A 25,003-nucleotide genomic window follows, 5' to 3' on the forward strand; every position below is an offset into this window, starting at 1 on the left:
AGAGTTGACTGAAATGAGGATGATTCTGGCGGTTGCCGCGGTGCTCTATTCAGCCTCCGCGTTTGCGCAAGCCGACAAGCCACCGATGGTGGGGGACAAGCCCTTGGTGCAGGTCAAGCCCAAAGGGACCAAAGAGGCGGCGGCCAAGCCGGCCGCAGCGCCGAAGGGCAAGCCGCAGTCGATCGCGGCCCGGCTCCAGGCCTGCCTCGAACTCGACGACGGCACCAAGGACCGCCTCAACTGCTACGACGCGGTGATCGCGCCAGCGCCGAAGCCGAAGCCGGCGAAGGCCAAGGGCTACGCCGATTGCCGCTTCTTCAAGGAAGAGGACGAGCGGCTGGCCTGCTTCAACGGCTTTGCCGAGAGCATTCCGAAGCTGCCCAAGAGCTAATACTTATAAGAGCTAATCTTGAATGAGCTGATGCTCAGTCGCTGATCCGGCTCAGCACGGCCCGGAAGGCAACGCCCGGCGCCTGCAGCGCGTTGCCTTCGAATTCCGCGTTGTCGCCGTCCTCCCGGCCGGCGAGCGCCAGCGTGATCCGGTCGGTGCCGAACAGAGCCTTGAAGGAGGGGTCGTCGTTGTAGCGCTGGGTCGAGATCTTGACCTTGATGCTGTCGCCTTCGCCCGTATAGGTGCCGATGAAGGCGAAAGCGGAATTGCCGCCGCGCATCTTGCCATCCATCACGTAGACGACGCCACAGCCCGTTCCATGAACGGTGTGGAAGTCGACCTTGTACAATCCCTGACGCACTGCCTGTCCCCGCGAAATTCCAATCACAAACTGGCCGGCAAAGTATGAGCCTTGCTGGCGGAAGCAATCCGGTGGCTTCCGGGGATTTCGACCATCAACATTACATTTTGATCAGAGCCTGAGGGAATTGCAGGCAATGCAGCCGGACACCGGCTGCACCAATATCCAAACCTATCGGCTCGATGCGGCGGAACTGGTGGCCGCCACGCGGGTCAGCGCCAGCGCCGGCGTCGCCGACATCTTCACCAGCACGTCCTTGAGTGGATCCCGCGTCCAGGCGCGGGTGACGTAGTCGCGATGGGTGATGCCGTCGCCAGTCTCCACGAACACCACGCTGCCGGGACGCAAGGGGCCGTCCATGTCCTCGGCGACACTGATGCCCTTCTGCCGGAGCATGCTCATCAGCTCGCGGTCGCGCCGCGCGGTGTGGCGGGTGTAGGCGCTGACGAAGAAGCCGGAACGGTGGCTCTCGATCCAGGACGCGAACTTGTCCATTTCGCCATAGACGGCGTCGAGCAGCACGACGCCGCGGACGCGGTCGCTGATGCCGCCGACCTCCAGGCTCCAGGCCGTCGGCAGGAAGCCGCCGCTATAGCCGACGATCACGATCGGCATGTTGGCGAAGGCGCGGGCGCTGTTGGGATCGCCGGTGACGCGGGCGAGGTGGTCGGCCGATTCCGCCATGAAGCGCTTGAAGCCGCCCGGTTGCCAGAACTTGCCGGCGCTGGAATCGGCGGCATCGACCGCCATCTGTGGGGCAAGCAGCACGGCATTGGCGCCGGAATCGGTGACCTGCTTCGGCACCAGCTGGCGATCACGCACGTCGCGTTCGAGCGTCGCGCCATTGCCATGGAAGAACACCACGATCACGCCCGGCTTGCGGACGTCGAAATGCTCGGGCACGTGCATCAGCACGCGGCTGTCATTGTAGGTCTCGTCCTGCCAGAACACGCGACCGGAATAGCTGCGATGGCCGCGGCGGTCGCCCTTGGCAATGTTGAGGAACGGCGCGTCGGAGGCGGGGTTGTTGCCGAAATAGGGAAAGGCCGACGATTTCATGCTGACGAGCGTCGTCAGGTCGTCGCGGGGCGAACGCTTGTAGGGGACCTGCGGCTCGAGCGAAGCGACCCTGTAGGGAGCCTGCTCCGGCGACGGTTGCTGCACGGCGCGCTTCGGCGAGAAGTCCGACATCTGCCGCTGCAGAAAACTCTCGCTCGCCGAGGGAAAGCGCTCCCCGAATTGCGGGGCCGGGAAGCGATCCTCGAACGTGTCGCCGCTCGCGACTTGCTGATTTGTCTTCGCAACGACCTGAACATTGGCCTGCGAGTTCGCGGCGAGCGCCGCCGGATTGGGCGCCTTGCCGCATTGAACCAGTGTCAGGGAGAGCGGCACCAAGGCTGAGATCAGGCCGATCCGGAGCGCATGACCGCGCGCACCGGACGTCGTCCGGTCGGCACGCATGTCAGCTCTCAATTTCGGAACGGCCCCGACCATCCACCCATGACCCCAAAGTCACGTCCATCGGCATCTCAAGACAATTGCGCCGCTGGCGTTTAGGTGACGTTAAGTGTCCGGAGAAACTTCCCCACATCCGGAACGCTCAAAAGGACCATGCAATCGTGTCCTGATTGTGGGGAGGAGGAACGGGATTTCCCGGGGCGGGCGCCGCTTTATCGCTCGGGGGCGGAATAAGCGGTGCTCGATTACCCGCTTCCGTCGCCTCATTTAGCCCTTGTTAACCCTGCTTGAATTGACTGGGCCAACCTGCACGATGCGCCCATGAGGCACGACGCCTGAGGTTAAGGACCCCGATGACGGCATCAAATGCGGGAACCGCGCCCTGGACTGGCCGGCTGACCGGAAGCGGGACCGGGGTCTCAGTTCTGGTCGCAACCGCCATCGTCGTGGCCGACATGATCGGGGTCGGCGTCTTCACCAGCCTCGGCTTCCAGGTCAAGGACATCCCGTCCGGCTTTTCGATCCTGCTGCTGTGGACCGTCGGCGGCATCGTCGCTCTGTGTGGCGTGTTCGCCTATAGCGAGCTCGGGGCGATGTTTCCGCGCTCGAGCGGGGAGTACAATTTCCTCGGTCGCGCCTATCATCCCGCCTTCGGCTTTCTCGCCGGCTGGGTGTCGGCGACGGTGGGCTTTGCCGCGCCCGTTGCGCTCGCCGCGATGGCGTTCGGCGAATACGCCAAATCTGTCGTGCCCGATCTGCCCCCGATCCCGCTCGCCATCGCCGTGGTGTGGCTGGTCTCGCTCGTGCAACTGACCGGCGTCAGGCACTCCTCGACCTTCCAGCTGATCGCGACGATCATCAAGGTCGCGCTGATCGTCGCCTTCCTGGTCGCCGGCTTCGTCATCGCTGCCCCGCAACCGATCACGTTTACGCCGCAGCCGGGCGATCTCGCCCACATCGTCAGCGCGCCGTTCGCGATCGGGCTCGTCTTCGTGATGTATTCGTTCTCGGGCTGGAACGCCGCGACCTACATCATCGGCGAGATGAACATGCCGCAGCGGAATCTGCCGCGCGCGCTGCTGGCGGGGACGCTGATCGTGCTCGTGCTGTACGTCGCGCTGAACGCGGTGTTTCTCCATTCGACGCCGGTCGGTGCGCTTGCCGGCCAGCTCGATGTCGCCAGCGTCGCCGGTAGCGCCATCTTCGGCAGCCTCGGTGGCCGGATCGTCGGCGCGATGATCTGCGTTGGCCTGATCTCCTCGATCAGCGCCATGATGTGGATCGGCCCGCGCGTGATGATGACGATGGGGGAGGACATTCCCGCCTTGCGCGTGTTCTCGAAGCGATCGGCGAGCGGCGCGCCGGCCTATGCGATCCTGTTCCAGCTCGCCGTCGCCAATCTGCTGCTGTTCACGCGCAGCTTCGAGGCGGTGCTCGACTTCATCCAGTTCGCACTGTTGTTCTGCTCGTTCTTCACGGTCGCCGGCGTCGTCAAGCTGCGCATCACCGATCCCGATCTGCCGCGACCCTATCGCGCCTGGGGATACCCGTTCACGCCGCTGGTTTTCCTGCTCGTGACCGCGTTCATGATGTACTACCTGCTGACCGAGCGGCCGCTGCAGTCGCTCGCGGGGATGCTCGTCATGCTCTCGGGCCTGTTGATTTATGCTGTTTTCCGCAGGCGGCCGGTCGCCGCTGGCAATTCACACGATCGCGCATAGACATGTTTCGTCCCCTCAGAATTGCGGCCACAGCTCTTGCCCTGCTGGCTGCGGCCGTCTCGTCCGCGCACGCCGCCGAGGTGAGCTTCGACGACACCGCGCGCTTCCTCGCGGGCATGCAGCCTTCGGCGGACTCGCCGCTGGTGCCGCTCACGAAGGATCCGGGCTGGCAGCGCCACGCAAAATTCTTCGACGGCGCCTTCGCCCAGCTCGAACAGCGCCAGCTCTCCAAGATCCGCGATTGGGCCGACGTCAATCTCGCCGCGCCCCGGCCGACCATGTTCTACATGTTCAGCGGCCCCGATTTCCTCTACGCCAACGCTTTCCATTCCAAGGCCAGCACCTACGTGCTCGGCGCGCTGGAGCCGGTCGGCGCCGTGCCCGATTTGACGCGGCTGCCGCGCGGCGCGGTCGGCGCGGCGCTCTACAATGTCGAGCGCTCGCTCGGCTCGATCCTGAGCTTTTCCTTCTTCATCACCAAGCAGATGAAGGTCGACCTGCACGCCAACCAGGTCAACGGCACCTTGCCGATCCTCTATGTCTTCCTCGCGCGCTCCGGCAAGACCATCCGCAACGTCGAGATGATCGCGCTCGACGACAAGGGGGGCTTGCATGTCGGCGACGACAATCCGGGGCGTAACGCGACGCGCGGCGTTCGCATCGCCTTCGCCGGCAGCGATGGCGAGGCGCGCACGCTGCATTATTTCTCGACCGACCTCTCCAATGCCGGCGCGCGCAACACCGGATTCCTGAAATTCTGCGAGACGCTCGGGCCCGGCAACAGCCTGCTCAAGAGTGCGTCCTATCTCATGCACTCCGGAAACTTCACCGTCGTTCGCGACTGGCTGCTCGCCAACAGCGCCACCATCATCCAGGACGATTCCGGTATTCCGCTTGCGAACTACGGCGCGCGGCAATGGCGGTTCTTCCCGTTCGGCCGCTATCTCGGGCCGATCGACGAATTCCCCGGCCGCTACCAGGAGCGCTATTCCGAGTTGTTCACGCGGGCCCAGCCGATCGATTTCGGCGTCGGCTACCGCTGGCGGATGCACGAGTCCAATTTGTTGCTGGCGGTGAGGGTGCCGGGTACCGAAACGGCGCCGGGCGGGGAGGCCACCTCGTCGGCCGATCCGACGCCGAAGCCGCCGCGGCCGAAACGGCTGCGGCCGCCCGAGCCGATCCCGCCGCCGCCCGGGCGCTTCTACTGGTTCCGCTAAGCATGATTCGGAAAAGTGCGAAGCGGTTTTCCGAAATGATCATGCGCAAACAACAGGCTAAAGCGACAACGATTCATCCAATTCTCATTGCGCTTTAGCTACCAGTGCACGCTCTGGCTTGGCACGATGAACGCCGTCGTGCTCGGCGCGGTGGCTAAGCTCGTCGCCAGATACCAGCCGGAGCCAAGCACGAGCGCGAGCAAGGCGACGATCGCGAGCAGATCCAGGGTTCTGGGGTCGTGGTGCCGCCTGGAGCCGGGGGTGGGCCCAGGCCTGAAGTGAGAAAGCCTGAAGTGAGAAAGCCTGAAGTGAAGATGAGGGCTGATTTTCCAGCGCATTGTTGTTTCCTCCCGGGGGAGCATCGAAACAACGCGGGAAGAAAGCTTGCGGTTCCCCTCAGGCCACCGATGCGCAAAGCATCACAGCAATCTCAGGATGCATTGACGCCGCGCCAGCGGCCGTAGCGCCATGGCAGATACCAGTGCGCGCCTGGCGGTGCCGTGAGCGGTACATTGTCGATGCCCGACGTGCCGAACGGATTGCAGCGCAGCAGGCGCGCAAGCGTCATCCAGCCGCCGGCCCAGAGCCCGAACCGTTCGATCGCCTCGTCGCCATAGACGGAGCAAGTCGGCAGATGCCGGCAATTGTAACCGACCAAGGGCGACAGCGTGTGCCGGTAGAGCCAAATCAACGCACGGCCGAATCTGCGCGGGAGCCGAAACGCCCCTTCGACGGAACTGGAACAATGCCCGCAGGCTGAATGCTTCATGTGCGATGTGCTGCGAGGTTAGGCGAGGTGTTGCACGGTTCCGGCGCAGGGAACTGTAAGCTGTTGTTTGCGCGCCATATTTTGCGTGCTTTTTGGGAGCAGTGCAGCAAGTACCTGTGGACGATCTGTATTCCCACGGATACCATTTTTGTGACGTCCATGTGTAGAAACATACGCCTGTATGATGGACTCAGAGGGCGCTACCAAGGATTGTTAGGGACCTTAGGGGCTTGGGGAAGGAACCAGATTGAGACTTCTGAACTCCCTTAATCTTCGCGGCTGGTTGCTGGTGGGAACCGCCGTCTGTGGAGTCGTGCTGGCTGGCGCCGTCGCGACACTCGGGTCATCGGCCCGCGCGGGTGTTGCTCTCGAAGAGCGCAAGCTGCCGATGAAGTTCAACTGGATTGCCTGCGAGCCGAACTGCCGCGGCTGGGTCAGCGCGGTCGGCATCATCACCGCTGACACACCGAAGGATTTCGAGGAGTTTTCCCGCGGACGGCAGCTCGGCGGCGCCACCGTGGTGCTCGATTCCAGCGGCGGTTCCGTCAACGACGCGATCACCCTCGGCCGACGCTTCCGCAATCTCGGACTCCTGACCACGGTCGGCGTAAGTCTCCGCGGCGGGCAGTCCGCACGCCCGGCGGTTGCGCCAGAGGCCTATTGCGAATCCATGTGTGTGTTCCTGCTGCTGGCCGGCAAGAAGCGCTACGTGCCCGAAGCTGCCCATGTCCGCGTCCACCAGATCTGGATGGGCGACCGCGCCGACGATGCCAAGGCAGCGAGCTACAGCGCGCAGGACCTGATGATCGTGGAACGCGACATCGGCCGGCTTGCCAAATACACCTTCGACATGGGCGGAGCCGGTGACCTGCTGTCGCTCGCGCTCAGCGTGCCGCCCTGGGAAGACCTGCATGAGCTGGACGCCGGCGAGCTGAAGCTCACCAATCTCGTGACGACCGACCTCGTCGCCGACGTGCTGCCGCATGTGGACATCTCTGCGCCGGCAATGGCGGAGCTTGCGCCGAAGACTCAGGCAAGGTTCGGCGCGGAACCGGAGCAGTCGCAGCCTGCCAAGTCGACCAAGACGGCCGAAGCCTTGGTGCCGACCGGTGGCGTGGCCGCGCCGGCTCCGGCGACGCAGAAGTAAGCTCTGAAATCTTGATAGTGATTCCGGGTTCGTCGCTTTGCGACGCCCCGTGTCGTTCCGGGGAGTTCAGCCCTGCGCCGCAGCCGGCTGCTTGGCCTTGGCTTCGATCTGGCCAATGGCGTCGACCACCGCATCGAAGGTCAGGAGCGTCGAGGCGTGCCGCGCCTTGTAGTCGCGGACCGGCTCGAGGAACTTGATCTCCTCCCATTTGCCTTCAGGAGGCGCACCGTTCTCCTTCAGCATCTTGCGAACAGTTTCGCGTAACTCACGGAGTTCGCTCGCAGTCGAGCCGACGATGCGACTTGCCATGATGGATGAGGAGGCTTGTCCGAGCGCGCAGGCCTTCACGTCATGGGCGAAGTCGGTGACCCTGTCGCCCTCCATCTTGAGATCGATCTTCACGGTCGAGCCGCACAGTTTGGAGTGGGCGGTGGCGGAGGCATCGGGGTCCGGCAGCCGTCCGAGGCGCGGAATATTCCCGGCCAACTCGATGATCCGCTTGTTGTAGATGTCGTTCAGCATGTGATGGAGTCCAGCACTTCCGCATCGGATCGGCCTTGGCGGGCGCCGTCCACGGTCCTATATAGGGTCGGAACTGGCGGAAAAACAGTCCAGCGGCGGTGGCGATAGGCCATGCGGCCGACGGGAGAGATGAGGACCATTTCGCCGGGTTCAACTGTTCTCTTCAGGCGTCCGGCGGCATGCCGCCCCGTCTGCCGGTGACACTCCGGCCGCAAGGCCGTCGAACGGAGTAGACATGGACGCGACCATCAAATCCATCCGCCCCAACATGCCCTCCGACCGGCAGCCCGAGAGCCGACCGGCCGAGCTTGATCCCGCCGAATTCCTCGCGGCCGCCGTCCGCGCCGATCAGCCGCGCCCGGCGCGCGCCGAGGCCGAACAGGCGGTGAAGACGCTGCTCGCCTATATCGGCGAGAATACCGAGCGCGAGGGCCTGCTCGACACGCCGCGCCGCGTGGTCGAGGCTTTCGACGAGCTCTATCAGGGCTATCACCAATGCCCGGCCGAGGTGCTCGACCGCACCTTTGGCGAGACCGCGGGCTATGACGATTTCGTCCTGGTGCGCGACATCGAGTTCACCTCGCAATGCGAGCATCACATGATGCCGTTCTACGGCAGGGCGCACATCGCCTATACGCCGGTGGAACGCGTCGTCGGCCTGTCCAAGCTCGCCCGCCTCACCGACATCTTCGCCCGCAGGCTCCAGACCCAGGAGCATCTGACGGCGCAGATCGCGGCTGCGATCGACGAGGTCCTCAAGCCGCGCGGCGTCGCGGTGCTGATCGAGGCCGAGCATACCTGCATGTCGGTGCGCGGCGTCGCCAAGCATGGCGCCTCCACCTTCACCAGCCGCTTCACCGGCATGTTCCGCGACAACCCTGCGGAGCAGGCCCGTTTCCTGTCCCTGGTGCGAGGCCTGCAGCGCTGACCTCGCAAGTTAACGGCGAGGGTCGCTATGTCCGCTCACTCCCATGAGATCGAGGAAGGGTTGTCCTTCCTCCCGCGCTTCGACGCGAGCGGCCTCGTGACTTGCGTCGCGACCGACGTCGCCACCGGTGATGTGCTCATGGTCGCGCACATGAACGAGGAGGCGCTGCGCAAGACGATCGCGACCGGCGAGGCCTGGTACTTCAGCCGCTCACGCAATGCCTTGTGGCGAAAAGGTGAGACCTCGGGTCAGACCCAGCGCGTGATCGAGATGCGGACCGATTGCGACCAGGACGCGGTCTGGATCCGTGTCGAGCAGATCGGCGCGGCCTGCCACACCGGGCGGCGATCCTGCTTCTATCGCAAGGTCGAGGCCGAAGGCGGCGGGGCGAAGCTGGTCTTCGCCGATGCGGAGCGGCTGTTCGACCCGAACGCGGTCTACAAGAAGTAGCTCGCTGTCATTCCGGGGCGCACCGCAGGTGCGAGCCCGGAATCCCTTCAGCTACGCGCAATGCCTTATGGATTCCGGGCTCGCGCTACGCGCCCCCCGGCACGACAGCGAGGGCCAATTTAACCCCGCATTAACCATACCTGTCCCACGGTGAGACGACAGGCGCCGAATTGCCGGCGCTGCTCAACGCCGCGCGGGGCGGGCACTTCATCATGTCGGTCGACAATTCCAGTGCCACGCAGACGGCGGTTCTCGATCCGTCGCGGGCGCGCGTCGCCGGTGCGATCAAGCAGGCCTCGAATGTCTCCGGCGTCAGCTTCCAGTACATGCTGACCACCGCCAAGATGGAATCGGATTTCGATCCGACGGCGGGTGCAACGACGTCATCCGCGCACGGGCTCTACCAGTTCATCGACCAGACCTGGCTCGGCACGGTGAAGGAGGCGGGCCCCCAGCTCGGCTACGGCAATTATGCCAACGCGATCTCCAGGACCACGTCGGGCGGCTACGCCGTCGACGATCCCGCGATGAAGCGGTCGATCATGAAGCTGCGCGACGATCCCGAGGCCGCCTCCAGCATGGCGGCGGCGCTGACGCAGTCGAACAGTTTCAAGTTGACGGGCCTGCTCGGGCGCAGGCCGAGCGACAGCGAACTCTACATGGCGCATTTCATGGGCGTCGGCGGGGCCGCGAAACTGATTGCCAATGCCGAGGACAATCCGCAAGCGGTCGGCGCGCGGCTGTTTCCCAATGCGGCATCCGCCAACCGTTCGATTTTTTATGCCAGGGACGGCCGCGCCCGCAGCGTCTCCGAAGTCTATTCGGTGCTGGACTCGCGCTATGCCAGCGCGGCCAATTCGAAAACGACCCGCAGCGCGATGGCGATGTATGGCGGCACGCCGTCGACCACGGAGGTTGCGAGCGCGAGCGGCGTGCAGCCGACCGCACCTGTCATCGACAACGCCGCCTATCTCCAGACCTTCCCGAACACACGCGCGGTGACGCCCGTCAGTGCGACATCGCCGACGACGGTCGCGGACAATGCCCCGACCACGCCGGTGTTTCGTTCGATCTATCAGCCCGGCGATGCCACGCAGCCGGTTTCGACCACGGTGCAGAAGCTGTGGGGCAACAACGCCTCGCTCACGTCAGTCGCATCCGCGACGCCGGATGTGCGGCCGCCGCAGCCGCTCGATCTGTTCAGCGATCGCAGCGGCACGTTCTCGAGCTAATCGAGGTCTCGTGTCCCGGACGCGCCGCAGCGTGAAACGCTGCTGCGCAGAGCCGGGACCCATGCCGCAGCAAATCATCCTGTCGGACATGGACTCCGGCTCAGCTCGCATCACTTCGTGCTGCGCTGCGTCCGGGGCACGCAAGCCGAGCGCCTTTGTTCCCTTAACAAAACGTCAATAAAACCAGCCAGTTATGGTGAACGCTTTGTTAAGCGTCGTGGTTTATTTTGTGTTGCAGGTGACGAGCCGTCACCAATTTCGTTTGTTGTGTAAGCCGGAAGCAGCATGATTGTTCGGCAGTTCATCAATTGGATCAGGACGGCGCCCGCCGGCGAGCGGGCCGAGGCCACACGGGCGTTGGCCCGGGCCTGGCTGATCTCAGACCTTTCGACAGACGACCGCATCGCCGCCGAAGGCGCGCTTCTGATGCAGCTCGACGATCCCTCGCCGCTGGTGCGGCAGGCGATGGCCGAGGCCTTTGCGCGCAGCACGGATGCGCCGGCCTCGATCGTGCGGGCGCTGTCGGCGGACCAGCCGACCGTCGCGCTGCCCGTGCTCGAACATTCCCCGCTGCTGATCGACGCCGATCTCGTCGACATCGTCGCGACCGGCAATGACGAGGTGCAATGCGCGGTCGCACGCCGCATCGCGCTGCCGGTCTCGGTCTGCGCCGCCATCGCCGAAGTCGGCTGCGCGGCGGCCGCGTTGGAGCTGATCGAAAATCCCAACGCCGAGCTTGCGCCGTTCTCCTGGGATCGCATCGTCGAGCGCCACGGCCATCTCGCCGCGATCCGCGAGGCGATGCTGGTGCTGGACGATCTGCCGTCCGCAACCCGCGCCGCGCTGGTCGCGAAACTCTCCGAGACGCTGGCGCAGTTCGTCGTGGCGCGGAACTGGCTCAGCGCCGACCGTGCCGAACGCATCGCGCTCGAGGCGCGCGACCGCTCCACCATGAATATCGCATCGCGCTCGCGCGGCGAGGATATGCAGGGCCTAGTGCGACACCTGCGCATCACCGGCCAGCTCACGGCGGGTCTCATCTTGCGCGCGCTGTTGTCGAGCAATCTCGACCTCTTCGACGCGGCGCTGGCCGAGCTTGCCGACCTGCCGCTGGCGCGCGTCACCGCGCTGCTGCACGACCGCGGCGGCAACAGCCTGCACGCGCTGCTGCGCCGCGCCGGGCTACCCGAGGCGACGTTCGCGGCGTTCCAGGTCGCGCTCGATGCCTGCCACGAGCAGGGCTTCGTCGACAGCGACGACGGCGCGGTGCGGTTGCGCCGGCGCATGGTCGAGCGCGTGCTCACCCATTGCGAGACCGACCGCGGCGTCACCGAGCCGCTGATGGTCCTGCTGCGCCGCTTCGCCACCGAATCCGCGCGGGAGGAGGCAAGGCTGTTCTGCGACGAGCTGGTCGCGGACGATGCGATCGATCCTGTGTATGGCGATCTGATCGCGGCGTAGCGAGCTGCCGTAGGGTGGGTTAGCCCTGCGGCTGCGCGAAGCGCAGCTCGCAGGCGTAACCCACCTCTTTGCTTTCCACGCAAACAGAGAAGTGGTGGGTTACGCTACGCTAACCCACCCTACGATTCTGATCGTGGTGATAGAGCCGAACCCTTACTCCGTCGGCGCGATGCTCGGCGCCAGGATCACTTCGAGATGCTCGGGGCGGTCGCGGTTGACGTGGGCGAGATAGTCGTCGGCGACCTTGCGCAGGCGGCGGCTGAGCTCGGCGGAGACGCTGATGCTGTCGAGCCTGGTGTTCTCGTGCACGATGGCGAGGATGGCGTTGATGTGGTGCGTGAACAGTTCGGCCGGCACCTTTTCCAGATCAGGCGCGTGCTCGATGACGCGGCACAGGCTCTCGGCGATTCCGGCCGCGGCCGGATAGCCGAAGGTCGCGGCGTCGCCCTTGATGTCGTGCGCGGCGCGGAACAGCTCGTCGCGCCGCTCCTTGGTGAAGCCGTCATTGCGGATGGCGACATAGGCGGCCGACAGACGATTGACCTCGGTCGTCATCCAATCCTTGAACTCGCCGGACAGGCCCGCCAGCGCCTGCTCGGCGCGGCCGATCGGATCGTCCATGTCCTTGTCTTCGACCCGGCGCAGAACTTTCCGCAGCGGGTTGGGCTGCGTGATGAGTTGATGCGTGGCGAAGGCCGTGACCTCGATGTCCTTTGCGCTGTTCTTCGCCATGATGCCTGCCTCGTCTGAAGACGTTGCGCTAGATGGATGAGCGGGCCTTGTCGAGCAGCGAGGGCTGCTGCAGCACCTCGTGCTTTTCGCCGACGCGGCGCTCGGGGCCCATATAGGCGGAGTTGGTGTTGCGGCGCCGGTCCGGCCCGAAATAGGTCTTGGTCTTGATGAAGGGGCGGGGATTGGCGACCACGTTGAGGATGCGCTGATAGAGCCCCTTGGCCGAGATCGGCTTGGCCAGGAATTCGGTGACGCCGGCATCGCGCGCCACGGTGACGCGGCGCTTCTCGGAATGGCCGGTCAGCATGATGATCGGCGCGTAGGGGTTGCCCTTGGATTCCGGCTGCCGGATCATCTGCGCGAGCTCGAGCCCGTCGAAGATCGGCATGGCCCAGTCGGTGATGACGATGTCAGGCACGTAGTGGCTGTACATTTCCAGCGCGGTGGCGCCGTCCTCGGCCTCATAGACCTCGCGCGCGCCGAACGAATGCAGCAGCGTGCGCAGGATGCGGCGCATGTGCGGATTGTCGTCACAGACGAGGAAGCGCAGCTTGTTGAAGTCGATACGGAACATGACGCCCAGGCCAAAGCGGTCAACCTTCGTTAACCATATCGTGGCGAGGGTTAACGAAGGGTTGCGACCGGGCTCCCGCAGCGCGCGGGGGGGGGCGGGGGCTCAGTAGCCGAACTGCTCGCGCAAAATGCGTTCTTCCAGGCTGTGGCCGGGGTCGAACAGCATGCGCATCGAGATGCTCTTGTCGGACAGGACCTCGACGCGCCGGACCCTGCGGACCTCTTCATGGTCGGCGACGGCCGCGACCGGACGCTTGTCGTCCTCCAGCACCTCGATCACGACATAGGCGGTGTTGGGCAGCAGCGCCCCGCGCCAGCGGCGCGGGCGGAAGGCGCTGATCGGGGTCAGTGCCAGAAGGGCGGCGTTGATCGGCAGGATCGGTCCCTGCGCCGACAGATTGTAGGCCGTCGAGCCGGCCGGCGTCGCCACGATGATGCCGTCGGCGATCAGCTCGGGCATGCGCTCGCGCTCGTCGATCAGGATCCGCAGGCGCGCCGCCTGCGAGGTCTGCCGGAACAGGTAGACCTCGTTGATGGCGTGGTGCAGGTGGACGCGGTCGTTGGCGTCGGTTGCGCGCATCAGGAGCGGATTGATCTCGGATTCATGCGCCGTCTCGAGCCGCGCCCGCAGATCGTGCGTCGCGTATTCGTTCATCAGGAAGCCGACGGTGCCGCGATGCATGCCGTAGATCGGCTTTCCCGTGCGCATGTTCTGGTGCAGCGTCTGCAGCATCAGCCCGTCGCCCCCCAGCGCAACCACGACGTCGGCCTCCCTGGGGTCGCAATTGCCATAGTCCCTGGTGAGCTGGCTGAAGGCGGCCTGCGCCTCGCTGCTCGGGCTGGCGACGAAGGCGATGCGGTCGTATCGCTGGGGCTTGGTCATGGCTTGTCGGGCAGGCCGCTTGCTGGAGGAAGTTCCGCCGGGCTCGTCTATACGACCTGGGGCTCCATTGTCGAGGATGACCGCCTCTCAAGGCAAACGGGCGATTGTCGATCCAGAGAACAAAACGGGTTGATTTGAGCCAGCCCGCGCGCCTTACTTGCCCATCGGACCGGTGATCCCGCAAAGCGTCGCAATTCCGCGCTAGTTCGAAGCGCGCCGGCTGTGACAACCGGGCAGGGAGAACGATCATGTTCACGATCTTGCCGACTCTGCGACGAACCGGGCTCGTGCTGGCCGTGTCCGCGGCCGCGCTCGCGAGTGTCGCGCGCGCGGATGATCCGCCGCAGCCGCGCTCCGAGGCGGCATCGCCAGCGGCACAGAAGGGTGGGCGCGCCGCCAATCCGCAAAGCGCGACGCAGGCCTCGCCGTCCGTGGCCGAGCCGCACCGTCTCCCCCCGGATTCCACCACGAAGCAGACGCTGGATCTGCCCGGCCGCACCCTCAATTTCGCCGCGACCGCCGGCTCCATCCGGGTGTTCGACGGCAAGGGCGAGCCGTTGGCCGACATCGCCTATACGTCCTACCAGCTCGACGGCGCCGACCGTGCCACGCGCCCGGTCACGTTCCTGTTCAATGGCGGGCCCGGCGCGTCCTCGGCGTGGCTCCAGTTCGGCGCGGCCGGTCCATGGCGGCTGCCGCTCGACGGCGAAGGGCTGTCGCCGTCAGCCTCGCCCGAGGTGAAGCCGAACGCGGAGACCTGGCTCGATTTCACCGATCTCGTCTTCATCGATCCCGTCAGCACGGGCTACAGCCGCTTCATTGCGAGCGGCGAGGACGCACGAAAATCGTTCTACTCCGTCGACGGCGACGTCAACGCGATCGCGCTGGTGATCCGCCGCTGGCTCGAGAAGCACGACCGGCTGACCTCGCCGAAATACGTCGCGGGCGAGAGCTATGGCGGCATTCGTGGGCCGAAGGTGGTGCGCCAGTTGCAGCTCCAGCACGGCGTCGGCGTCAAGGGCCTGATCCTGGTGTCGCCGCTCTTGGATTTCCGCGAGTTCACCGGCACCAGCCTCCTGCAATATGTCGCGACCTTGCCGAGCTATGTGGCGGTGGCGCGCGAGGCCAAAGGGCCGGTCAAGCGCGCCGATCTCGCAGACGTCGAGGCCTACGCGCGCGGCGAATTCCTGGCCGACCTCGTCAAGGGCGAGGCGGACAAGGAGGCCACCAATCGTCTTGCCGACAAGGTCGCCGCGCTCACCGGCATCGACCAGGCGGTGAGCCGCCGGCTCGCCGGCCGCTTCGACGTCGGTGAGTTCCGCCGCGAATTCGACCGCAAGAACGGCAAGGTGACGGGACGTTACGATGCCTCGGTGCGCGGCTTCGATCCCTATCCGGATTCGAGCAGCTCGCGGTTCGGCGACCCCTCGGGCGACGCGCTCCAGGCGCCGCTGACGAGCGCCGCGGTCGACGTGCTCTCGCGCAAGCTCAACTGGCGGCCCGACGGCTCCTATGAAGTCCTGAACGGCACCGTGGAAGGTCACTGGGATTTCGGCCGTGGCATCAACCCGCCGCAATCGGTGTCCGAGCTGCGCCAGATCCTCGCCACTGATGCCAAGCTGAACGTGCTGGTCGCGCACGGCCTGTTCGACCTTGCCACGCCCTATTTCGGAACGAAGCGGGTGCTCGATCAGATGCCGGCCTTCGCAACGCAGCGCGTGAAGTTCGTCGTCTACCCCGGCGGCCACATGTTCTATTCGCAAGGAGGCTCGCGGCAGGCGTTTCGCAGCGAGGTCGAGGCGCTGATCAGGGAGTAGAGCATGATCCGGAAAAGTGTATAGCGGTTTTCCGATAGGATCATGCTCCGATTAAAGAGGCCGCCGTTTGCGCGGCTTATATCGACGGGCGATCTCCTTCGCCACGACGCGCGCAGGCTTGACGTTGGCGCCGGCGATCCAGACCTCGCTGATCCTGCCGCGCTTGTCGCGGATACGGCGCACCGGCTCGCCATGGCTGGAATAGCCCGCAGCCCAGGCGAGCTTGCCGGTGTCGCGGCCGGTGACCTCGATCTCGGCGGCATCCATGAACGGATTGTTGAACTGCGGATTGGCGACGACCACGCGATTGCCCATCGGCACGAGGTCGCTCGCACCCCAGATCGTCCACCAGCGGCCGGTCCAGTCGCGCAGGCGCCGGTCGGCCGTGCCGCGCGCCTTGAACACGCGCAAGATCTGCATCGCGCCGTCCATCCAGAACGGTGCCGCGCCGTCGATGGAGTTGCTGAGGATGCTGATCGTGAGCTCGCAAGCGGGAATGGCGCAGGTGCGGGAGATGTAGCCCTGAAAGCCGCCGCCATGGCCGAACCAGTCCCAGCCGTCGGTCTTGCCGGCATTGACGCCGAGCCCGTAATAGCCCTCGAAGCCCTGCGGGATACGCCAATGGTGTCGCGTCATCTCGCGGCGGCTTGCGACCGAGAGCACGCTCTTCTTTGCATTGGGCGCAAGCTGCGCGAAGAAGCGTGCGGTGTCGCCGGCCGTCGCAACGAAGCCTGCAGCGGACGCCATCGCGTGCGCGGGATTGTCGCCGGGGATCACGCATCGTTCGCCGAACGGCAGCTTTCGCGTATGGCCGCGCGCGAACGATGCGCCTTTGGGAAGGGGCGCGTCCGGCTCGCTCTCGCGCAGGCCCGCGGGCTCGATGATCTCGCGCTTGATCCAGGCGGAGTAGGGCTGCTTGGTCACCGCTTCGATGACGAGGCCGAGCAGGCCAAAGCCGTGATTGGAATATTTGAAGCGCGTGCCGGGCTCGATCGCGGTCGGCAGCTTCAATTCCGCGAGCAACTCTCTCGCGTCGAGATAGGAACGGCGGTCGATGAACTGGCCGGAATCGGCGCCGTCGCGCGTCAACCCGGCGCTGTGCGATAGCACCTGCGCGATCGTGGTCTCGGCGACGCGCGGATGCAGGCCACCGACATATTGGCCGACCGGATCGTCGAGCCGGAGCTTGCGCTGTTCGCGCAGCTTCATGATGCCGGCCGAGGTGAAGCTCTTGGAGTGGGAGGCGATGCGGAAGCGGTGGCGCGGGGTGAGCTTCTCGCCGGTGTCGAGATTGGCGAGGCCAAACGCATGCTCGGCGACGATCTCGCCGCGATGGGCGAATGCGACGATGACGCCTGGCTGCTGGATGGTCGTCAGTTGGAATTCGATCCAGGAGCCGATGTAGTCGATCGCGGATCGCAGCCACGGGTCCATTGCACACCAATTTGCTGGGAAAATCGATGCGAGAGGCTAGCCGAGAAAGCCGAACGGGCACAACCGAAAGGTTGTGCCCGTTCGCGAGGTCGAAGATGCGATTGTCTCAGTAGACGAGCGTCGCGCCGGTCGGCTTGTCGAGCGCCGTGGCAAGCGAGCGATACTCGGAGCTGTCGGTGCCGGCGAGCGAGGCGATCTTGTTCAGATGATACTGCGCCTGTTCGCGGTTGCCCTGCTCAAGCTGCCAGAGGCCGTAATACTGCCAGGTGCGGACGTGGTTCGGATCGTCCTTCAGCGCCAGCTCGTAATAGACCTTCGACGACTGGTAGTCGCCGAGCTTGCGATAGGAGTAGCCGATCAGATTGGCGACGTCGGCGACGTCGTCGCGCTTGAGCGACTTCAGCTGATCGATCGCGCCGGTGTAGTCGTGGTTGTCGTAGATCGCCGTGTAGGCGGTGCGATAGGCGGCGAGGAATTTGGGATCGCTGACGGAAGAGCTCTTCTTCTTGCCCTTCTTGGACGAGGAGTCCGACTTCGGCGGCGGCGAGGGCTCGTCACTGCCGGCGGCATAGGCGCTGGACAGCACCGGCGCGGCCGCCAGCGACATGGCGACCAATCCCGGCACGACAAGCATTGAGAGTTTGCGCATCTAAATTCTCCCGAATGGAACGTGGCGATCCTACACGATTGCCCGAAGACCGGAACACCCGTCTGGCGAAAACATTCCCGCTTCGCACGATCTATTCGCCCGGGCGCAGATGACAAACTTGTCATCGAGATGAACGGAAGCCTGCAGGGGGCTTCAGACAGGGTTCAGCGCGCCGCCCCTAGGCTCCCACCCACGATCGAAGGGGAGGCGAGAGGGCGCCGCCTCAAGATCCTTCCAAGAGGAGACCACCATGTTGAAGACCATTTCCGCAGCCTTGCTCGCCGCTTCCGTGATCGCAGCCCCGGCCTTCGCTGCCGAGGCCGGCAAGACCACCACGGCCCCGGTGATCAAGGCGGACCAGAGCCAGACCAAGGCCTCGACCACCGCCGCAAAACCGGACACCGGCATCAAGGCCGATGCCAAGACCGACGCGAAGGCCGGCGACGTGAAGCCCGCCGACGTCAAGGCGGACGCCAAGGTGTATTCCAAGTCGAAGGCGCTGAATGCCAACGCAGCGGTCACGCCCGACGAGCACAAGACCGTGCGGACGCATCGCCATCACCACAAGCATCTGTCGGCGAAGAAGTCGCTGAAGGCGCAGCCGGACCTCACCAAGCCGGCAACCACCGAGAAGCGCAGCTAACGACTGATCCTGCGCGGCGGCATCCCAAGCATTGCCCCGCCGCCGCGTCAGGACTTCAGACCCGGCCCGTCGTCTCGGCGCCTTGCGCGAAAGCGCGAGACGCCGGCGGCGGGACGGTGCGTGCGTCGCAAAGCCCCGGGGACGCGAATTCCCTTTGCACGACCTTGCGGCTAGAACGTCCCCTTAGTCTGTTCGAGCGGGAGCGGGATCTGTGGGGCGATTGGCGAAACGTGCGGCGAGCTTGGCATCGGTCCTGCTATTGCCGTTGGCGCTCGCGGCATGTTTCGGCAGCGACGGTGACCGTCCGACCATCATCGGGGGGACCCAGGCCGGAGGGCCGCAGCCGTTTCCCGACAATTTCCGCGGCGACATCCCGGCGCTGATGCGCACCTATCTGAACAACCCGGTCGGCGTGCGCGAGGCCAGCATGGCCGAGCCGGTCCAGCGCGAGGTCGGCGGCCGGCAGTTCTATGTGAGCTGTCTGCATTTCACCCCGCGCGAGACCGATGGCAGCTACAAGGCCATGCGGGAACGCGCTGTGATCTTCGTCAACGGACGGGCGGACCGCGTCGTCGACCGCACGAGCGAGCTCTGCGCCGGCGCGGTTTACGTACCCTTTCCGGAACTGGAAAAGATGACGCGGTAGCGCAAAGCCCGCCTTCATCGCCGGGTGTTAGAACGATGACTGCCGGAGCCGCCGGATCACATTTCGGCGAGCTTTGAACGGGGTGGTTCGACCTCGCGACAAATTGTTACGGCAGGCCCTGCGCAGACGACAAAAATAGTCGGTGCAGGACGACGTGACGGAACAAAATCGCGTTGTTGCCCCACCGTCACAGTCACGAGCGATCAACGTTCCGGCATCGCCGCGAAGCAACCCAATTCACGCCACGTTGTTTCCTGAGTGTCGCAAATGAAAGAACGGGGATGATCATGAAATCGATTTTGCTGGGTGCAGCTGCTCTGCTTGCGCTGGCCGCGCCGGCCGCCGCCGCGGACATGCAGCCGCGCACCTACGCCAAGGCCCCGGCCTACACGCCGCCGCAGCTGATTTATAACTGGACCGGTTTCTACATCGGCGGCCATGTCGGCGGCGCGTTCGCCGGCGACAGCAGCTTCCAGTCCAGCGACGCCCGCTTCCTCGGCGGCGTGCAGGGCGGCTTCGACTACCAGTTCGCGCCCAATTGGGTGGTGGGTATCGAGGCCCAGTATTCCTGGCTGCCGACCAACAACAACGGCGTCACGTTCCCGCTGGGCACGCAGGTGACCTCCAATACCGACCAGCTCGGGTCGGTGACCGGCCGCATCGGCTACACCTGGGGTCCGGCGCTGCTCTATGCCAAGGGCGGTTACGCCTGGCGCAATGGCGGCCTGGGCGTCAATGTCGCAGGCGTGCCGCAGGGCTTCACCACCACCGGCAACAGCAAGGACGGCTACACCGTCGGCGCCGGCCTCGAATACATGTTCGCGCCCAGCTGGTCGGCCAAGGCCGAGTACCAGTACTACAATTTCGGCAGCACCACCTTCACCTCCGGTCCGGCAGACATCGTCGGCGTTCGCGGCCGGGAGGACGAGCATACCGTCAAGGTCGGTGTGAACTACCGCTTCGGCTGGGGCGGTCCGGCAGCCTCGCGCTACTGACCCTCTACCGCGACCACGCTCTGACAAAGGCCGGCTTCCCGCCGGCCTTTCGTTTGTCAGCCTCTTGCCTGTCGGCCCCATGTTTGCTTTGCGTGAACCATCTGGCGCGTCATTTGCAGGAAAACATTCCGGCGGGCGCTTTCTCACGCGCGTCATGGGACTTGGGTAAAGCAAAAATAATTTTTGCCGCTTACGGAACTCGCGCTCCGGAAAGCGTTATATGAGAATTACCGGGCTGGTGGGACGACGGTCATGCGTATCTTGGTGTCGGCGGTGGTGCTCTCGTGCTTTGTCTGCCTGCCGTGCTCTGCACAGACAATCCTCAAATCCGAGCCTCTGATGCTGGCACCTTACGAGGTGGCCTTCGTCAAGGACGCGTCCTGCCCGTCGGGCAAGGTGCTCAAGGTCACCGGCGCGATCCGCGGGCTACATCGCCGCAAGGCCTGCGTGGCGCTGGCCGGTGAGCAGGCCTCTCTGGCAACCGCAACGCCCTGACCGCTTTGCGGCTTCCGCCGCCGGACCTCACGAATTCAGCTCGAGCTCCATCGTCGACTGGCGGTCGGCCTCGGCCTTGTTTTGGGCGGGGTCCTCACCCTGGACGACCCGGCAGGGCTTAATCTCGTAGTCGTTGTCGAGCACCCGGCGTGGCCCGGGACGCTCCTCGTCGGCGCTGATGTCCACGACCAGACCGCTCCGATAAGCGAGCTTCCAGACGTCGGATTCGCTCGGATAGGCCTTGCTGATCTGGGCGTCGTTGCAGAACAAGGCGTAGGGCATTCTTCCCGCTCCCGGAAAGCGCATTAACGACCTCACGGGCCGCGGGTTCCGGGGGGCTGGCGATCACGGGCCCGTGATCCAGGCTAAAGCATGATCCGGAAAGCGAGCAGCGGTTTTCCGAAAAGATCATGATTAAACAACAGCTTAAAGCGCGATGACGATTCATCCTCATCGCATCGCGCTTTAGCCGGGCCTTGAGTCCTTAACGACTCCTGAATCGCGAAAAAAAGAATCCTTGGGACTCGTTTGGCGGAATCAGCGGATGTTTTCCGCCATGACGAGCGACCTGAAGACCTCCTGCGGGCACATGCTCCTGCCGCTGACGCTGGCGTTATTCGGCGCCTGCGCGGCCAATCTTTGGCTGGTGTGGTCCTGGCTGTAGGCCCCTCCGACGGGGGTGGCGCGTTATTTTCTGGCCGGTGGGGCCGGGGCGTCGTGGATGGCGGCGCGCAATCTGGTCAGGGTTTCGGCACAATATTCCCCGCGCTCGCGCTCGAACCGCTCCTGATGCTTGCGGAAATTGGCGATGCGGGCCTGCATCTCGGTGCGGAAATCACCGATCGCCCGCGGTGGCGGCGGAGGAGTGGGTGGGGGCGGTACCGGAGCTTGGGTCAGCTCGATCTCGACCGCGGCGGCCTCCACGGCAACGATCTCGACCGCGGCTGTCGTGGCAACCGGGGTCTCTTCCGGCTGAAGGACATCATCCTTCCTGCCGGTCACCGATTGGACGAAGGCCAGTGTCGGCGCGATCAGCGCGTCACGTTCCACGATCCATTTCATGATCCACCTCAGCCGGTCCCATTCCAGCAAAGCGGCTGCGGCGAATCAAGGCGGTAAACAAAGGATTGCATATTTTTCCCGGTCGCCCGAAAATAGGCAGATGGATTCCAGAAAAGAACGGTCGGACGAAGTGGAGGGCCTGAGGCTCATCCGCGCGTTCTTGTCGCTGCCGCCCGACAAGCGGGCGGAGGTGATCGCGTTCGTCGAGGAATTGGCGCGTGCGCATGGCCGGCCCGAGGAGGGCACGCAGGCGTCGCCGAGGTGAGCGCTATCGCTGGCGCGGATTGACGTTGGGCTCGAACGGTGCGCCAACCACCCGGACCGGTGTCTGAACCGGTGTCCGGGTGTCGTCGATCACGGCTGTCTCGGCGACCCGCTTTTCGGGGGCCGACCCAAGCATCGGCTCGAACAACATCAATGTCCCGGCCACGGCGACACAGCACAGCGTCACGGTCGCCAGCAGAAACATATTTCGGTTTTCTTCCCTGATCCGCATGGGCCGACAACGGCCGACGCCGAGGCTCGGTTCCCGTCTGGAATGTCGGGATCGCCCGCGCAACCGGTCGAAGCTTACGCGAAGCTTACGGCGAGGGCTCAAAAGGGTTATTTTTCCGTAAGATGACGCCCTCAATTTGCATTAAATCTTAACGCCCGCCGGTTCCAATGCACGCCGGGATAGGCGCAGAAAATCATTGGGACGGCTGCGATGAGCTTTTTGAACAATCTGAAGATCGTCTGGAAGGTCGCGCTGATCGTGACCGTGATGGGCTGTGCGATGATCGCCGTCGCGGCCTTTGGCGTGCGCGAACTCTCCGCGACCGTCGACGGTTTCGGCGAGCTCTCCGCCGCGCAATCTTCCGCTCTCAACCTCACCCGCGCCCAGCGCCGCGCCGAGACCTACCACGCGGCGCTCTATGCGATCTTCACCGAGGCAACCGAAGCAGGCAACGCCAGACGCCTCAAGACCGCGACCCAGAACCGCGACGAAATTCGTCAATTCCTCCATGCGGCCGAGCAGGACGACCCATCGCGTGCCGGCGAGCTGAAGGGCATCGGCGACCAGCTGAAAGCTGCGTTCACCGGCTGCGATCCGGTGCTCCAGGCCGGCTCACAGGCCAGCAGCACGGAAGAGAACGCCAGGGCAGCCGAACGCGCGCACAAGGAGTGCGATCCCTTGCTCGATGCGGCCCTGGCACGCATCGCCAAGTTCACGACCGAGACGACCCAGGCCGTGGCCAAGCGCAAGGACACCATCAGCCGCGACGCTCACGCCGCGACCTGGACCGTGATCGGCGTCAGCGCCGGCGGTCTGATCCTGGGCATTGCGATCGCGCTGTTCATCGGCCTCAAGGCGATGTCGCAGCCGATCGCCCGGCTCAAGCTCGCCATGGAGGGGCTTGCCCGCAACGATCTCAAGACCGAGGTGCCCGAGAAGGACCGGCGCGACGAGATCGGCGACATGGCCAAGACGGTCGAAGTGTTCAAGACCAATGCATTGGAAGTCGAGCGCCTCAAGGCCGCGCAGCTCGAAGTCGAGAAGCAGGCTGCCGATCAGCGCCGTCGCGACATGGTCAACCTCGCCGACGGCTTTGAACGCGCCGTCGGCGAGATCATCGAGACGGTCGGATCCGCCTCCACCGAGCTCGAAGCGTCGTCCTCGACGCTGGCGACCACCGCGCAGCGCGCGCAGGAGCTGACGTCGGTCGTCGCAGTCGCGTCCGGCGAAGCCACCGGCAACGTGCAATCGGTCGCGACCGCCACGGAGGAGCTGTCCTCCTCGGTCAACGAGATCAGCCGGCAGGTGCAGGAATCCGCGCGGATGGCGGGCGAAGCCGTCACCCAGGCCCGCACCACGACGGAACGGGTCAGCGAGCTCTCGGTTGCCGCGACGCGGATCGGCGACGTCGTGGAGCTGATCAACACGATTGCCGGCCAGACCAACCTTTTGGCGCTGAACGCCACGATCGAAGCGGCGCGTGCCGGCGAGGCCGGCCGCGGTTTCGCGGTCGTCGCGTCCGAAGTGAAGACGCTGGCCGAGCAGACCGCGAAGGCGACCGGCGAGATCAGTCTGCAGATCTCCGGCATCCAGACCGCGACCCAGGAATCCGTCAACGCGATCCGCGATATCTCCGTGACCATCGAGCGGCTGTCGGAGGTGTCTTCGACCATTGCCGCGGCCGTCGAGGAGCAGGGCGCCGCCACCCAGGAGATCTCGCGCAACGTCCAGCAGGCCGCTCACGGCACCCAGCAGGTCTCCTCGAACATCACCGACGTGCAGCGCGGAGCGGCCGAGACCGGCTCGGCCTCCTCGCAGGTGCTCTCGACCGCCAAGATGCTGGCGACCGACAGCAACCGGCTGAAGGACGAGGTCGGGAAATTCCTGCGGACGGTGCGCACGGCGTAAGTCCGCCGGCATCCGCCCGTCGCGCGCCTTAAATTAGAGCGCCAGCAGGAAACCAAGCGCGAGAGCAAGCAGCACGGCCGTCATGACGACGGCCGTCACCGCGCCAGCGGCGATCCTGGCCTTCTCTGTCGGGGTGGTCGAGCGCATGGGGCGCGAGTATAGCGTGTTTGCACCGGAATCTCGACTTTGAGTCCGATCCCATGATCTCCAATCGTCCTCCCGTGCTGGCCCACGAACGCTTCGTCGCCGACCGCGACAATTTCGTTGGGCTCGATCTCGCCGCGCGGTTCGAGCGGATCGAGCGGACGAACCTTTGGGGTGCCACGAACTCGGTGTCGGGCCTCGGCTCGGAGGACACGGCCACCGCCGCGATCCGGGAGGCGCTTCCTTCGCTGCTGCAACGGCTCGGCGCGCGCTCGCTGCTCGATGCGCCCTGCGGCGATGCCGGCTGGATCGGCCGCGTCAAGCTCGACCTCGACTATATCGGCATCGACATTGTGCCGTCGCTGATCGAGACCAACAACGCGCGTGCGGCGCGCGGCGAATTGGCCGGCCGATTCCTGGTGGCCGATATCACGCGCGATGCACTGCCGCGTGCCGATCTGATCCTGTGCCGGGACTGCCTGGTGCATCTGAGTTTTCAGAACATCGCCCGCGTGATCGGCCGCTTTCGCGAGAGCGGCGCGCAATTCCTGCTCGTCACGACGTTTCCGGAGTGGGAGGACAATTGCGATTGCGAGGATGGCGACTGGCGCGCGCTCAACATGACGAAGGCGCCGTTCGACTGGCCGGTGCCGCGCGAATTGATCGACGAGCGCTGCGACGAGGGCGATGGCGGCTGGCGCGACAAGAGCCTCGGGCTCTGGCGGCTGGATGAGTTGCCGGATCGCGTCCGCACGGCCACGGATGTGTGACAGCTGCGGGCGGAACGTCCATTGCGTCCGTGATCGCCCCGGCGATAGACTTTGGGTTGTGTAGCGATCTCGTATCGCGGTGACCTGCCGGAGCCCACC

General features: G+C 65.0%; 29 protein-coding genes. 16 read left to right on the forward strand and 13 right to left on the reverse strand.

All coding sequences use genetic code 11. The features are described from left to right. Window positions 1–13: 13 nt before the first annotated feature. The gene (locus CIT37_RS16255) at window positions 14–391 is read left to right on the forward strand and encodes a hypothetical protein (RefSeq protein WP_028141112.1); all 378 of its coding nucleotides are present in this window, start codon (window positions 14–16) and stop codon (window positions 389–391) included. Between the two features lie 34 nt (window positions 392–425). On the opposite strand, the gene CIT37_RS16260 is transcribed toward CIT37_RS16255, so the two are convergent. Together CIT37_RS16260 and CIT37_RS16265 are read right to left on the reverse strand one after the other, a co-directional pair. After that, window positions 426–752, reverse strand: a complete 327-nt coding sequence (locus tag CIT37_RS16260) for a GrlR family regulatory protein (RefSeq protein WP_038950525.1) — start codon at window positions 750–752, stop codon at window positions 426–428. A gap of 171 nt (window positions 753–923) precedes the next feature. After that, complete coding sequence (locus tag CIT37_RS16265) at window positions 924–2,213, reverse strand: alpha/beta hydrolase (RefSeq protein ID WP_049806704.1); 1,290 nt, start codon at window positions 2,211–2,213, stop codon at window positions 924–926. A gap of 350 nt (window positions 2,214–2,563) precedes the next feature. Here CIT37_RS16265 and CIT37_RS16270 point away from each other — a divergent pair, with 350 nt between their 5' ends. Together CIT37_RS16270 and CIT37_RS16275 are read left to right on the forward strand one after the other, a co-directional pair. Then, on the forward strand, window positions 2,564–3,931 hold the full coding sequence (locus CIT37_RS16270) for an APC family permease (RefSeq protein WP_095426186.1): 1,368 nt from the start codon (window positions 2,564–2,566) through the stop codon (window positions 3,929–3,931). A gap of 2 nt (window positions 3,932–3,933) precedes the next feature. Then, on the forward strand, window positions 3,934–5,148 hold the full coding sequence (locus CIT37_RS16275; protein WP_095426187.1) for a hypothetical protein: 1,215 nt from the start codon (window positions 3,934–3,936) through the stop codon (window positions 5,146–5,148). A gap of 98 nt (window positions 5,149–5,246) precedes the next feature. On the opposite strand, the gene CIT37_RS16280 is transcribed toward CIT37_RS16275, so the two are convergent. Both CIT37_RS16280 and yidD read right to left on the reverse strand, forming a co-directional pair. Next, complete coding sequence (locus tag CIT37_RS16280) at window positions 5,247–5,486, reverse strand: hypothetical protein (RefSeq protein ID WP_038950521.1); 240 nt, start codon at window positions 5,484–5,486, stop codon at window positions 5,247–5,249. A gap of 92 nt (window positions 5,487–5,578) precedes the next feature. Further along, complete coding sequence (gene yidD / locus CIT37_RS16285; protein ID WP_028141106.1) at window positions 5,579–5,917, reverse strand: membrane protein insertion efficiency factor YidD; 339 nt, start codon at window positions 5,915–5,917, stop codon at window positions 5,579–5,581. A 247-nt stretch (window positions 5,918–6,164) separates the two neighbouring features. On the opposite strand from yidD, the gene CIT37_RS16290 reads away from it, so the two are divergent. Further along, window positions 6,165–7,064: a COG3904 family protein gene (locus tag CIT37_RS16290; RefSeq protein WP_028141105.1), complete on the forward strand. Its 900-nt coding sequence runs from the start codon at window positions 6,165–6,167 to the stop codon at window positions 7,062–7,064. A 66-nt stretch (window positions 7,065–7,130) separates the two neighbouring features. Here CIT37_RS16290 and CIT37_RS16295 read toward each other — a convergent pair whose 3' ends face one another. After that, window positions 7,131–7,586: an iron-sulfur cluster assembly scaffold protein gene (locus CIT37_RS16295; RefSeq protein ID WP_028141104.1), complete on the reverse strand. Its 456-nt coding sequence runs from the start codon at window positions 7,584–7,586 to the stop codon at window positions 7,131–7,133. A 235-nt stretch (window positions 7,587–7,821) separates the two neighbouring features. On the opposite strand from CIT37_RS16295, the gene folE reads away from it, so the two are divergent. The 4 genes from folE (at window position 7,822) to CIT37_RS16315 (ending at window position 11,657) form a co-directional block, all read left to right on the forward strand. Continuing rightward, entirely contained in the window at window positions 7,822–8,514 is a 693-nt protein-coding gene (gene folE, locus CIT37_RS16300) for a GTP cyclohydrolase I FolE (protein WP_028141103.1), read from the forward strand. 27 nt (window positions 8,515–8,541) lie between these two features. Next, window positions 8,542–8,964, forward strand: coding sequence for a phosphoribosyl-AMP cyclohydrolase (gene hisI / locus CIT37_RS16305; protein ID WP_028141102.1), 423 nt, complete (start codon window positions 8,542–8,544; stop codon window positions 8,962–8,964). Window positions 8,965–9,134: 170 nt separating this feature from the next. After that, window positions 9,135–10,196 (forward strand): transglycosylase, encoded by a 1,062-nt coding sequence (locus tag CIT37_RS16310; RefSeq protein WP_028141101.1) that lies wholly within the window; start codon window positions 9,135–9,137, stop codon window positions 10,194–10,196. A 285-nt stretch (window positions 10,197–10,481) separates the two neighbouring features. Next, on the forward strand, window positions 10,482–11,657 hold the full coding sequence (locus tag CIT37_RS16315; protein ID WP_095426188.1) for a DUF2336 domain-containing protein: 1,176 nt from the start codon (window positions 10,482–10,484) through the stop codon (window positions 11,655–11,657). Between the two features lie 153 nt (window positions 11,658–11,810). On the opposite strand, the gene CIT37_RS16320 is transcribed toward CIT37_RS16315, so the two are convergent. The 3 genes from CIT37_RS16320 to CIT37_RS16330 form a co-directional block, all read right to left on the reverse strand. After that, window positions 11,811–12,389, reverse strand: coding sequence for an Hpt domain-containing protein (locus tag CIT37_RS16320; RefSeq protein WP_028141099.1), 579 nt, complete (start codon window positions 12,387–12,389; stop codon window positions 11,811–11,813). A gap of 28 nt (window positions 12,390–12,417) precedes the next feature. Beyond that, window positions 12,418–12,963, reverse strand: a complete 546-nt coding sequence (locus CIT37_RS16325) for a response regulator (protein WP_008549760.1) — start codon at window positions 12,961–12,963, stop codon at window positions 12,418–12,420. A 102-nt stretch (window positions 12,964–13,065) separates the two neighbouring features. After that, entirely contained in the window at window positions 13,066–13,845 is a 780-nt protein-coding gene (locus tag CIT37_RS16330; RefSeq protein ID WP_028141098.1) for an NAD kinase, read from the reverse strand. A gap of 248 nt (window positions 13,846–14,093) precedes the next feature. Between CIT37_RS16330 and CIT37_RS16335 the strand changes: the two genes are divergently transcribed. Next, window positions 14,094–15,662 (forward strand): S10 family peptidase, encoded by a 1,569-nt coding sequence (locus tag CIT37_RS16335; RefSeq protein WP_095426189.1) that lies wholly within the window; start codon window positions 14,094–14,096, stop codon window positions 15,660–15,662. A 51-nt stretch (window positions 15,663–15,713) separates the two neighbouring features. Here CIT37_RS16335 and CIT37_RS16340 read toward each other — a convergent pair whose 3' ends face one another. Beyond that, window positions 15,714–17,096 carry a serine hydrolase domain-containing protein gene (locus tag CIT37_RS16340; RefSeq protein ID WP_095426190.1) on the reverse strand — a complete coding sequence of 461 codons (1,383 nt, stop codon included), beginning with the start codon at window positions 17,094–17,096 and terminating at the stop codon, window positions 15,714–15,716. Window positions 17,097–17,202: 106 nt separating this feature from the next. Beyond that, a complete protein-coding gene (locus CIT37_RS16345; protein ID WP_028141095.1) occupies window positions 17,203–17,745 on the reverse strand; it encodes a tetratricopeptide repeat protein in 543 nt (180 codons plus the stop codon). Window positions 17,746–17,995: 250 nt separating this feature from the next. Between CIT37_RS16345 and CIT37_RS16350 the strand changes: the two genes are divergently transcribed. The 4 genes from CIT37_RS16350 (at window position 17,996) to CIT37_RS16365 (ending at window position 20,524) form a co-directional block, all read left to right on the forward strand. Then, the gene (locus tag CIT37_RS16350; protein WP_095426191.1) at window positions 17,996–18,388 is read left to right on the forward strand and encodes a His-rich protein BRANT; all 393 of its coding nucleotides are present in this window, start codon (window positions 17,996–17,998) and stop codon (window positions 18,386–18,388) included. 211 nt (window positions 18,389–18,599) lie between these two features. Next, window positions 18,600–19,034 carry a hypothetical protein gene (locus CIT37_RS16355; RefSeq protein WP_018322171.1) on the forward strand — a complete coding sequence of 145 codons (435 nt, stop codon included), beginning with the start codon at window positions 18,600–18,602 and terminating at the stop codon, window positions 19,032–19,034. Window positions 19,035–19,321: 287 nt separating this feature from the next. Further along, window positions 19,322–20,029: an outer membrane protein gene (locus CIT37_RS16360; protein WP_028141092.1), complete on the forward strand. Its 708-nt coding sequence runs from the start codon at window positions 19,322–19,324 to the stop codon at window positions 20,027–20,029. A gap of 252 nt (window positions 20,030–20,281) precedes the next feature. Continuing rightward, the gene (locus tag CIT37_RS16365; protein ID WP_038972370.1) at window positions 20,282–20,524 is read left to right on the forward strand and encodes a DUF6719 family protein; all 243 of its coding nucleotides are present in this window, start codon (window positions 20,282–20,284) and stop codon (window positions 20,522–20,524) included. Window positions 20,525–20,551: 27 nt separating this feature from the next. Here CIT37_RS16365 and CIT37_RS16370 read toward each other — a convergent pair whose 3' ends face one another. After that, a complete protein-coding gene (locus CIT37_RS16370) occupies window positions 20,552–20,806 on the reverse strand; it encodes a hypothetical protein (RefSeq protein WP_038972369.1) in 255 nt (84 codons plus the stop codon). A gap of 405 nt (window positions 20,807–21,211) precedes the next feature. Continuing rightward, on the reverse strand, window positions 21,212–21,586 hold the full coding sequence (locus CIT37_RS16375; protein WP_095426192.1) for a hypothetical protein: 375 nt from the start codon (window positions 21,584–21,586) through the stop codon (window positions 21,212–21,214). Between CIT37_RS16375 and CIT37_RS16380 the strand changes: the two genes are divergently transcribed. Next, the gene (locus CIT37_RS16380) at window positions 21,585–21,851 is read left to right on the forward strand and encodes a hypothetical protein (protein WP_152036338.1); all 267 of its coding nucleotides are present in this window, start codon (window positions 21,585–21,587) and stop codon (window positions 21,849–21,851) included. The genes CIT37_RS16375 and CIT37_RS16380 overlap by 2 nt on opposite strands. Window positions 21,852–21,854: 3 nt before the next feature. Here the strand turns inward: CIT37_RS16380 and CIT37_RS16385 are convergent, their stop codons facing one another. Beyond that, a complete protein-coding gene (locus tag CIT37_RS16385) occupies window positions 21,855–22,055 on the reverse strand; it encodes a hypothetical protein (protein ID WP_038950518.1) in 201 nt (66 codons plus the stop codon). Between the two features lie 237 nt (window positions 22,056–22,292). On the opposite strand from CIT37_RS16385, the gene CIT37_RS16390 reads away from it, so the two are divergent. Then, window positions 22,293–23,990 (forward strand): methyl-accepting chemotaxis protein, encoded by a 1,698-nt coding sequence (locus CIT37_RS16390; protein WP_095426193.1) that lies wholly within the window; start codon window positions 22,293–22,295, stop codon window positions 23,988–23,990. A gap of 200 nt (window positions 23,991–24,190) precedes the next feature. After that, entirely contained in the window at window positions 24,191–24,904 is a 714-nt protein-coding gene (locus CIT37_RS16395; protein WP_095426194.1) for a class I SAM-dependent methyltransferase, read from the forward strand. The last annotated feature ends 99 nt before the right edge of the window (window positions 24,905–25,003 follow it).

Origin of the sequence: Bradyrhizobium ottawaense, assembly GCF_002278135.3 — a bacterium.
Classification (GTDB): Bacteria; Pseudomonadota; Alphaproteobacteria; order Rhizobiales; family Xanthobacteraceae; genus Bradyrhizobium; species Bradyrhizobium ottawaense.

Bases quoted from the DNA above. Each gene is read 5' to 3' on its own strand.
- CIT37_RS16365 (WP_038972370.1), top strand. From the start codon at position 20,282: ATGCGTATCTTGGTGTCGGCGGTGGTGCTCTCGTGCTTTGTCTGCCTG.
- CIT37_RS16370 (WP_038972369.1), bottom strand. From the start codon at position 20,806: ATGCCCTACGCCTTGTTCTGCAACGACGCCCAGATCAGCAAGGCCTAT.
- CIT37_RS16345 (WP_028141095.1), bottom strand. From the start codon at position 17,745: ATGCGCAAACTCTCAATGCTTGTCGTGCCGGGATTGGTCGCCATGTCG.
- CIT37_RS16385 (WP_038950518.1), bottom strand. From the start codon at position 22,055: ATGTTTCTGCTGGCGACCGTGACGCTGTGCTGTGTCGCCGTGGCCGGG.
- CIT37_RS16395 (WP_095426194.1), top strand. From the start codon at position 24,191: ATGATCTCCAATCGTCCTCCCGTGCTGGCCCACGAACGCTTCGTCGCC.
- folE (WP_028141103.1), top strand. From the start codon at position 7,822: ATGGACGCGACCATCAAATCCATCCGCCCCAACATGCCCTCCGACCGG.
- CIT37_RS16390 (WP_095426193.1), top strand. From the start codon at position 22,293: ATGAGCTTTTTGAACAATCTGAAGATCGTCTGGAAGGTCGCGCTGATC.
- CIT37_RS16320 (WP_028141099.1), bottom strand. From the start codon at position 12,389: ATGGCGAAGAACAGCGCAAAGGACATCGAGGTCACGGCCTTCGCCACG.
- CIT37_RS16255 (WP_028141112.1), top strand. From the start codon at position 14: ATGAGGATGATTCTGGCGGTTGCCGCGGTGCTCTATTCAGCCTCCGCG.
- CIT37_RS16350 (WP_095426191.1), top strand. From the start codon at position 17,996: ATGTTGAAGACCATTTCCGCAGCCTTGCTCGCCGCTTCCGTGATCGCA.
- CIT37_RS16325 (WP_008549760.1), bottom strand. From the start codon at position 12,963: ATGTTCCGTATCGACTTCAACAAGCTGCGCTTCCTCGTCTGTGACGAC.
- CIT37_RS16335 (WP_095426189.1), top strand. From the start codon at position 14,094: ATGTTCACGATCTTGCCGACTCTGCGACGAACCGGGCTCGTGCTGGCC.
- CIT37_RS16340 (WP_095426190.1), bottom strand. From the start codon at position 17,096: ATGGACCCGTGGCTGCGATCCGCGATCGACTACATCGGCTCCTGGATC.
- CIT37_RS16275 (WP_095426187.1), top strand. From the start codon at position 3,934: ATGTTTCGTCCCCTCAGAATTGCGGCCACAGCTCTTGCCCTGCTGGCT.
- CIT37_RS16315 (WP_095426188.1), top strand. From the start codon at position 10,482: ATGATTGTTCGGCAGTTCATCAATTGGATCAGGACGGCGCCCGCCGGC.
- CIT37_RS16375 (WP_095426192.1), bottom strand. From the start codon at position 21,586: ATGAAATGGATCGTGGAACGTGACGCGCTGATCGCGCCGACACTGGCC.
- CIT37_RS16270 (WP_095426186.1), top strand. From the start codon at position 2,564: ATGACGGCATCAAATGCGGGAACCGCGCCCTGGACTGGCCGGCTGACC.
- yidD (WP_028141106.1), bottom strand. From the start codon at position 5,917: ATGAAGCATTCAGCCTGCGGGCATTGTTCCAGTTCCGTCGAAGGGGCG.
- CIT37_RS16360 (WP_028141092.1), top strand. From the start codon at position 19,322: ATGAAATCGATTTTGCTGGGTGCAGCTGCTCTGCTTGCGCTGGCCGCG.
- CIT37_RS16295 (WP_028141104.1), bottom strand. From the start codon at position 7,586: ATGCTGAACGACATCTACAACAAGCGGATCATCGAGTTGGCCGGGAAT.
- CIT37_RS16265 (WP_049806704.1), bottom strand. From the start codon at position 2,213: ATGCGTGCCGACCGGACGACGTCCGGTGCGCGCGGTCATGCGCTCCGG.
- CIT37_RS16380 (WP_152036338.1), top strand. From the start codon at position 21,585: ATGATCCACCTCAGCCGGTCCCATTCCAGCAAAGCGGCTGCGGCGAAT.
- CIT37_RS16330 (WP_028141098.1), bottom strand. From the start codon at position 13,845: ATGACCAAGCCCCAGCGATACGACCGCATCGCCTTCGTCGCCAGCCCG.
- CIT37_RS16280 (WP_038950521.1), bottom strand. From the start codon at position 5,486: ATGCGCTGGAAAATCAGCCCTCATCTTCACTTCAGGCTTTCTCACTTC.
- hisI (WP_028141102.1), top strand. From the start codon at position 8,542: ATGTCCGCTCACTCCCATGAGATCGAGGAAGGGTTGTCCTTCCTCCCG.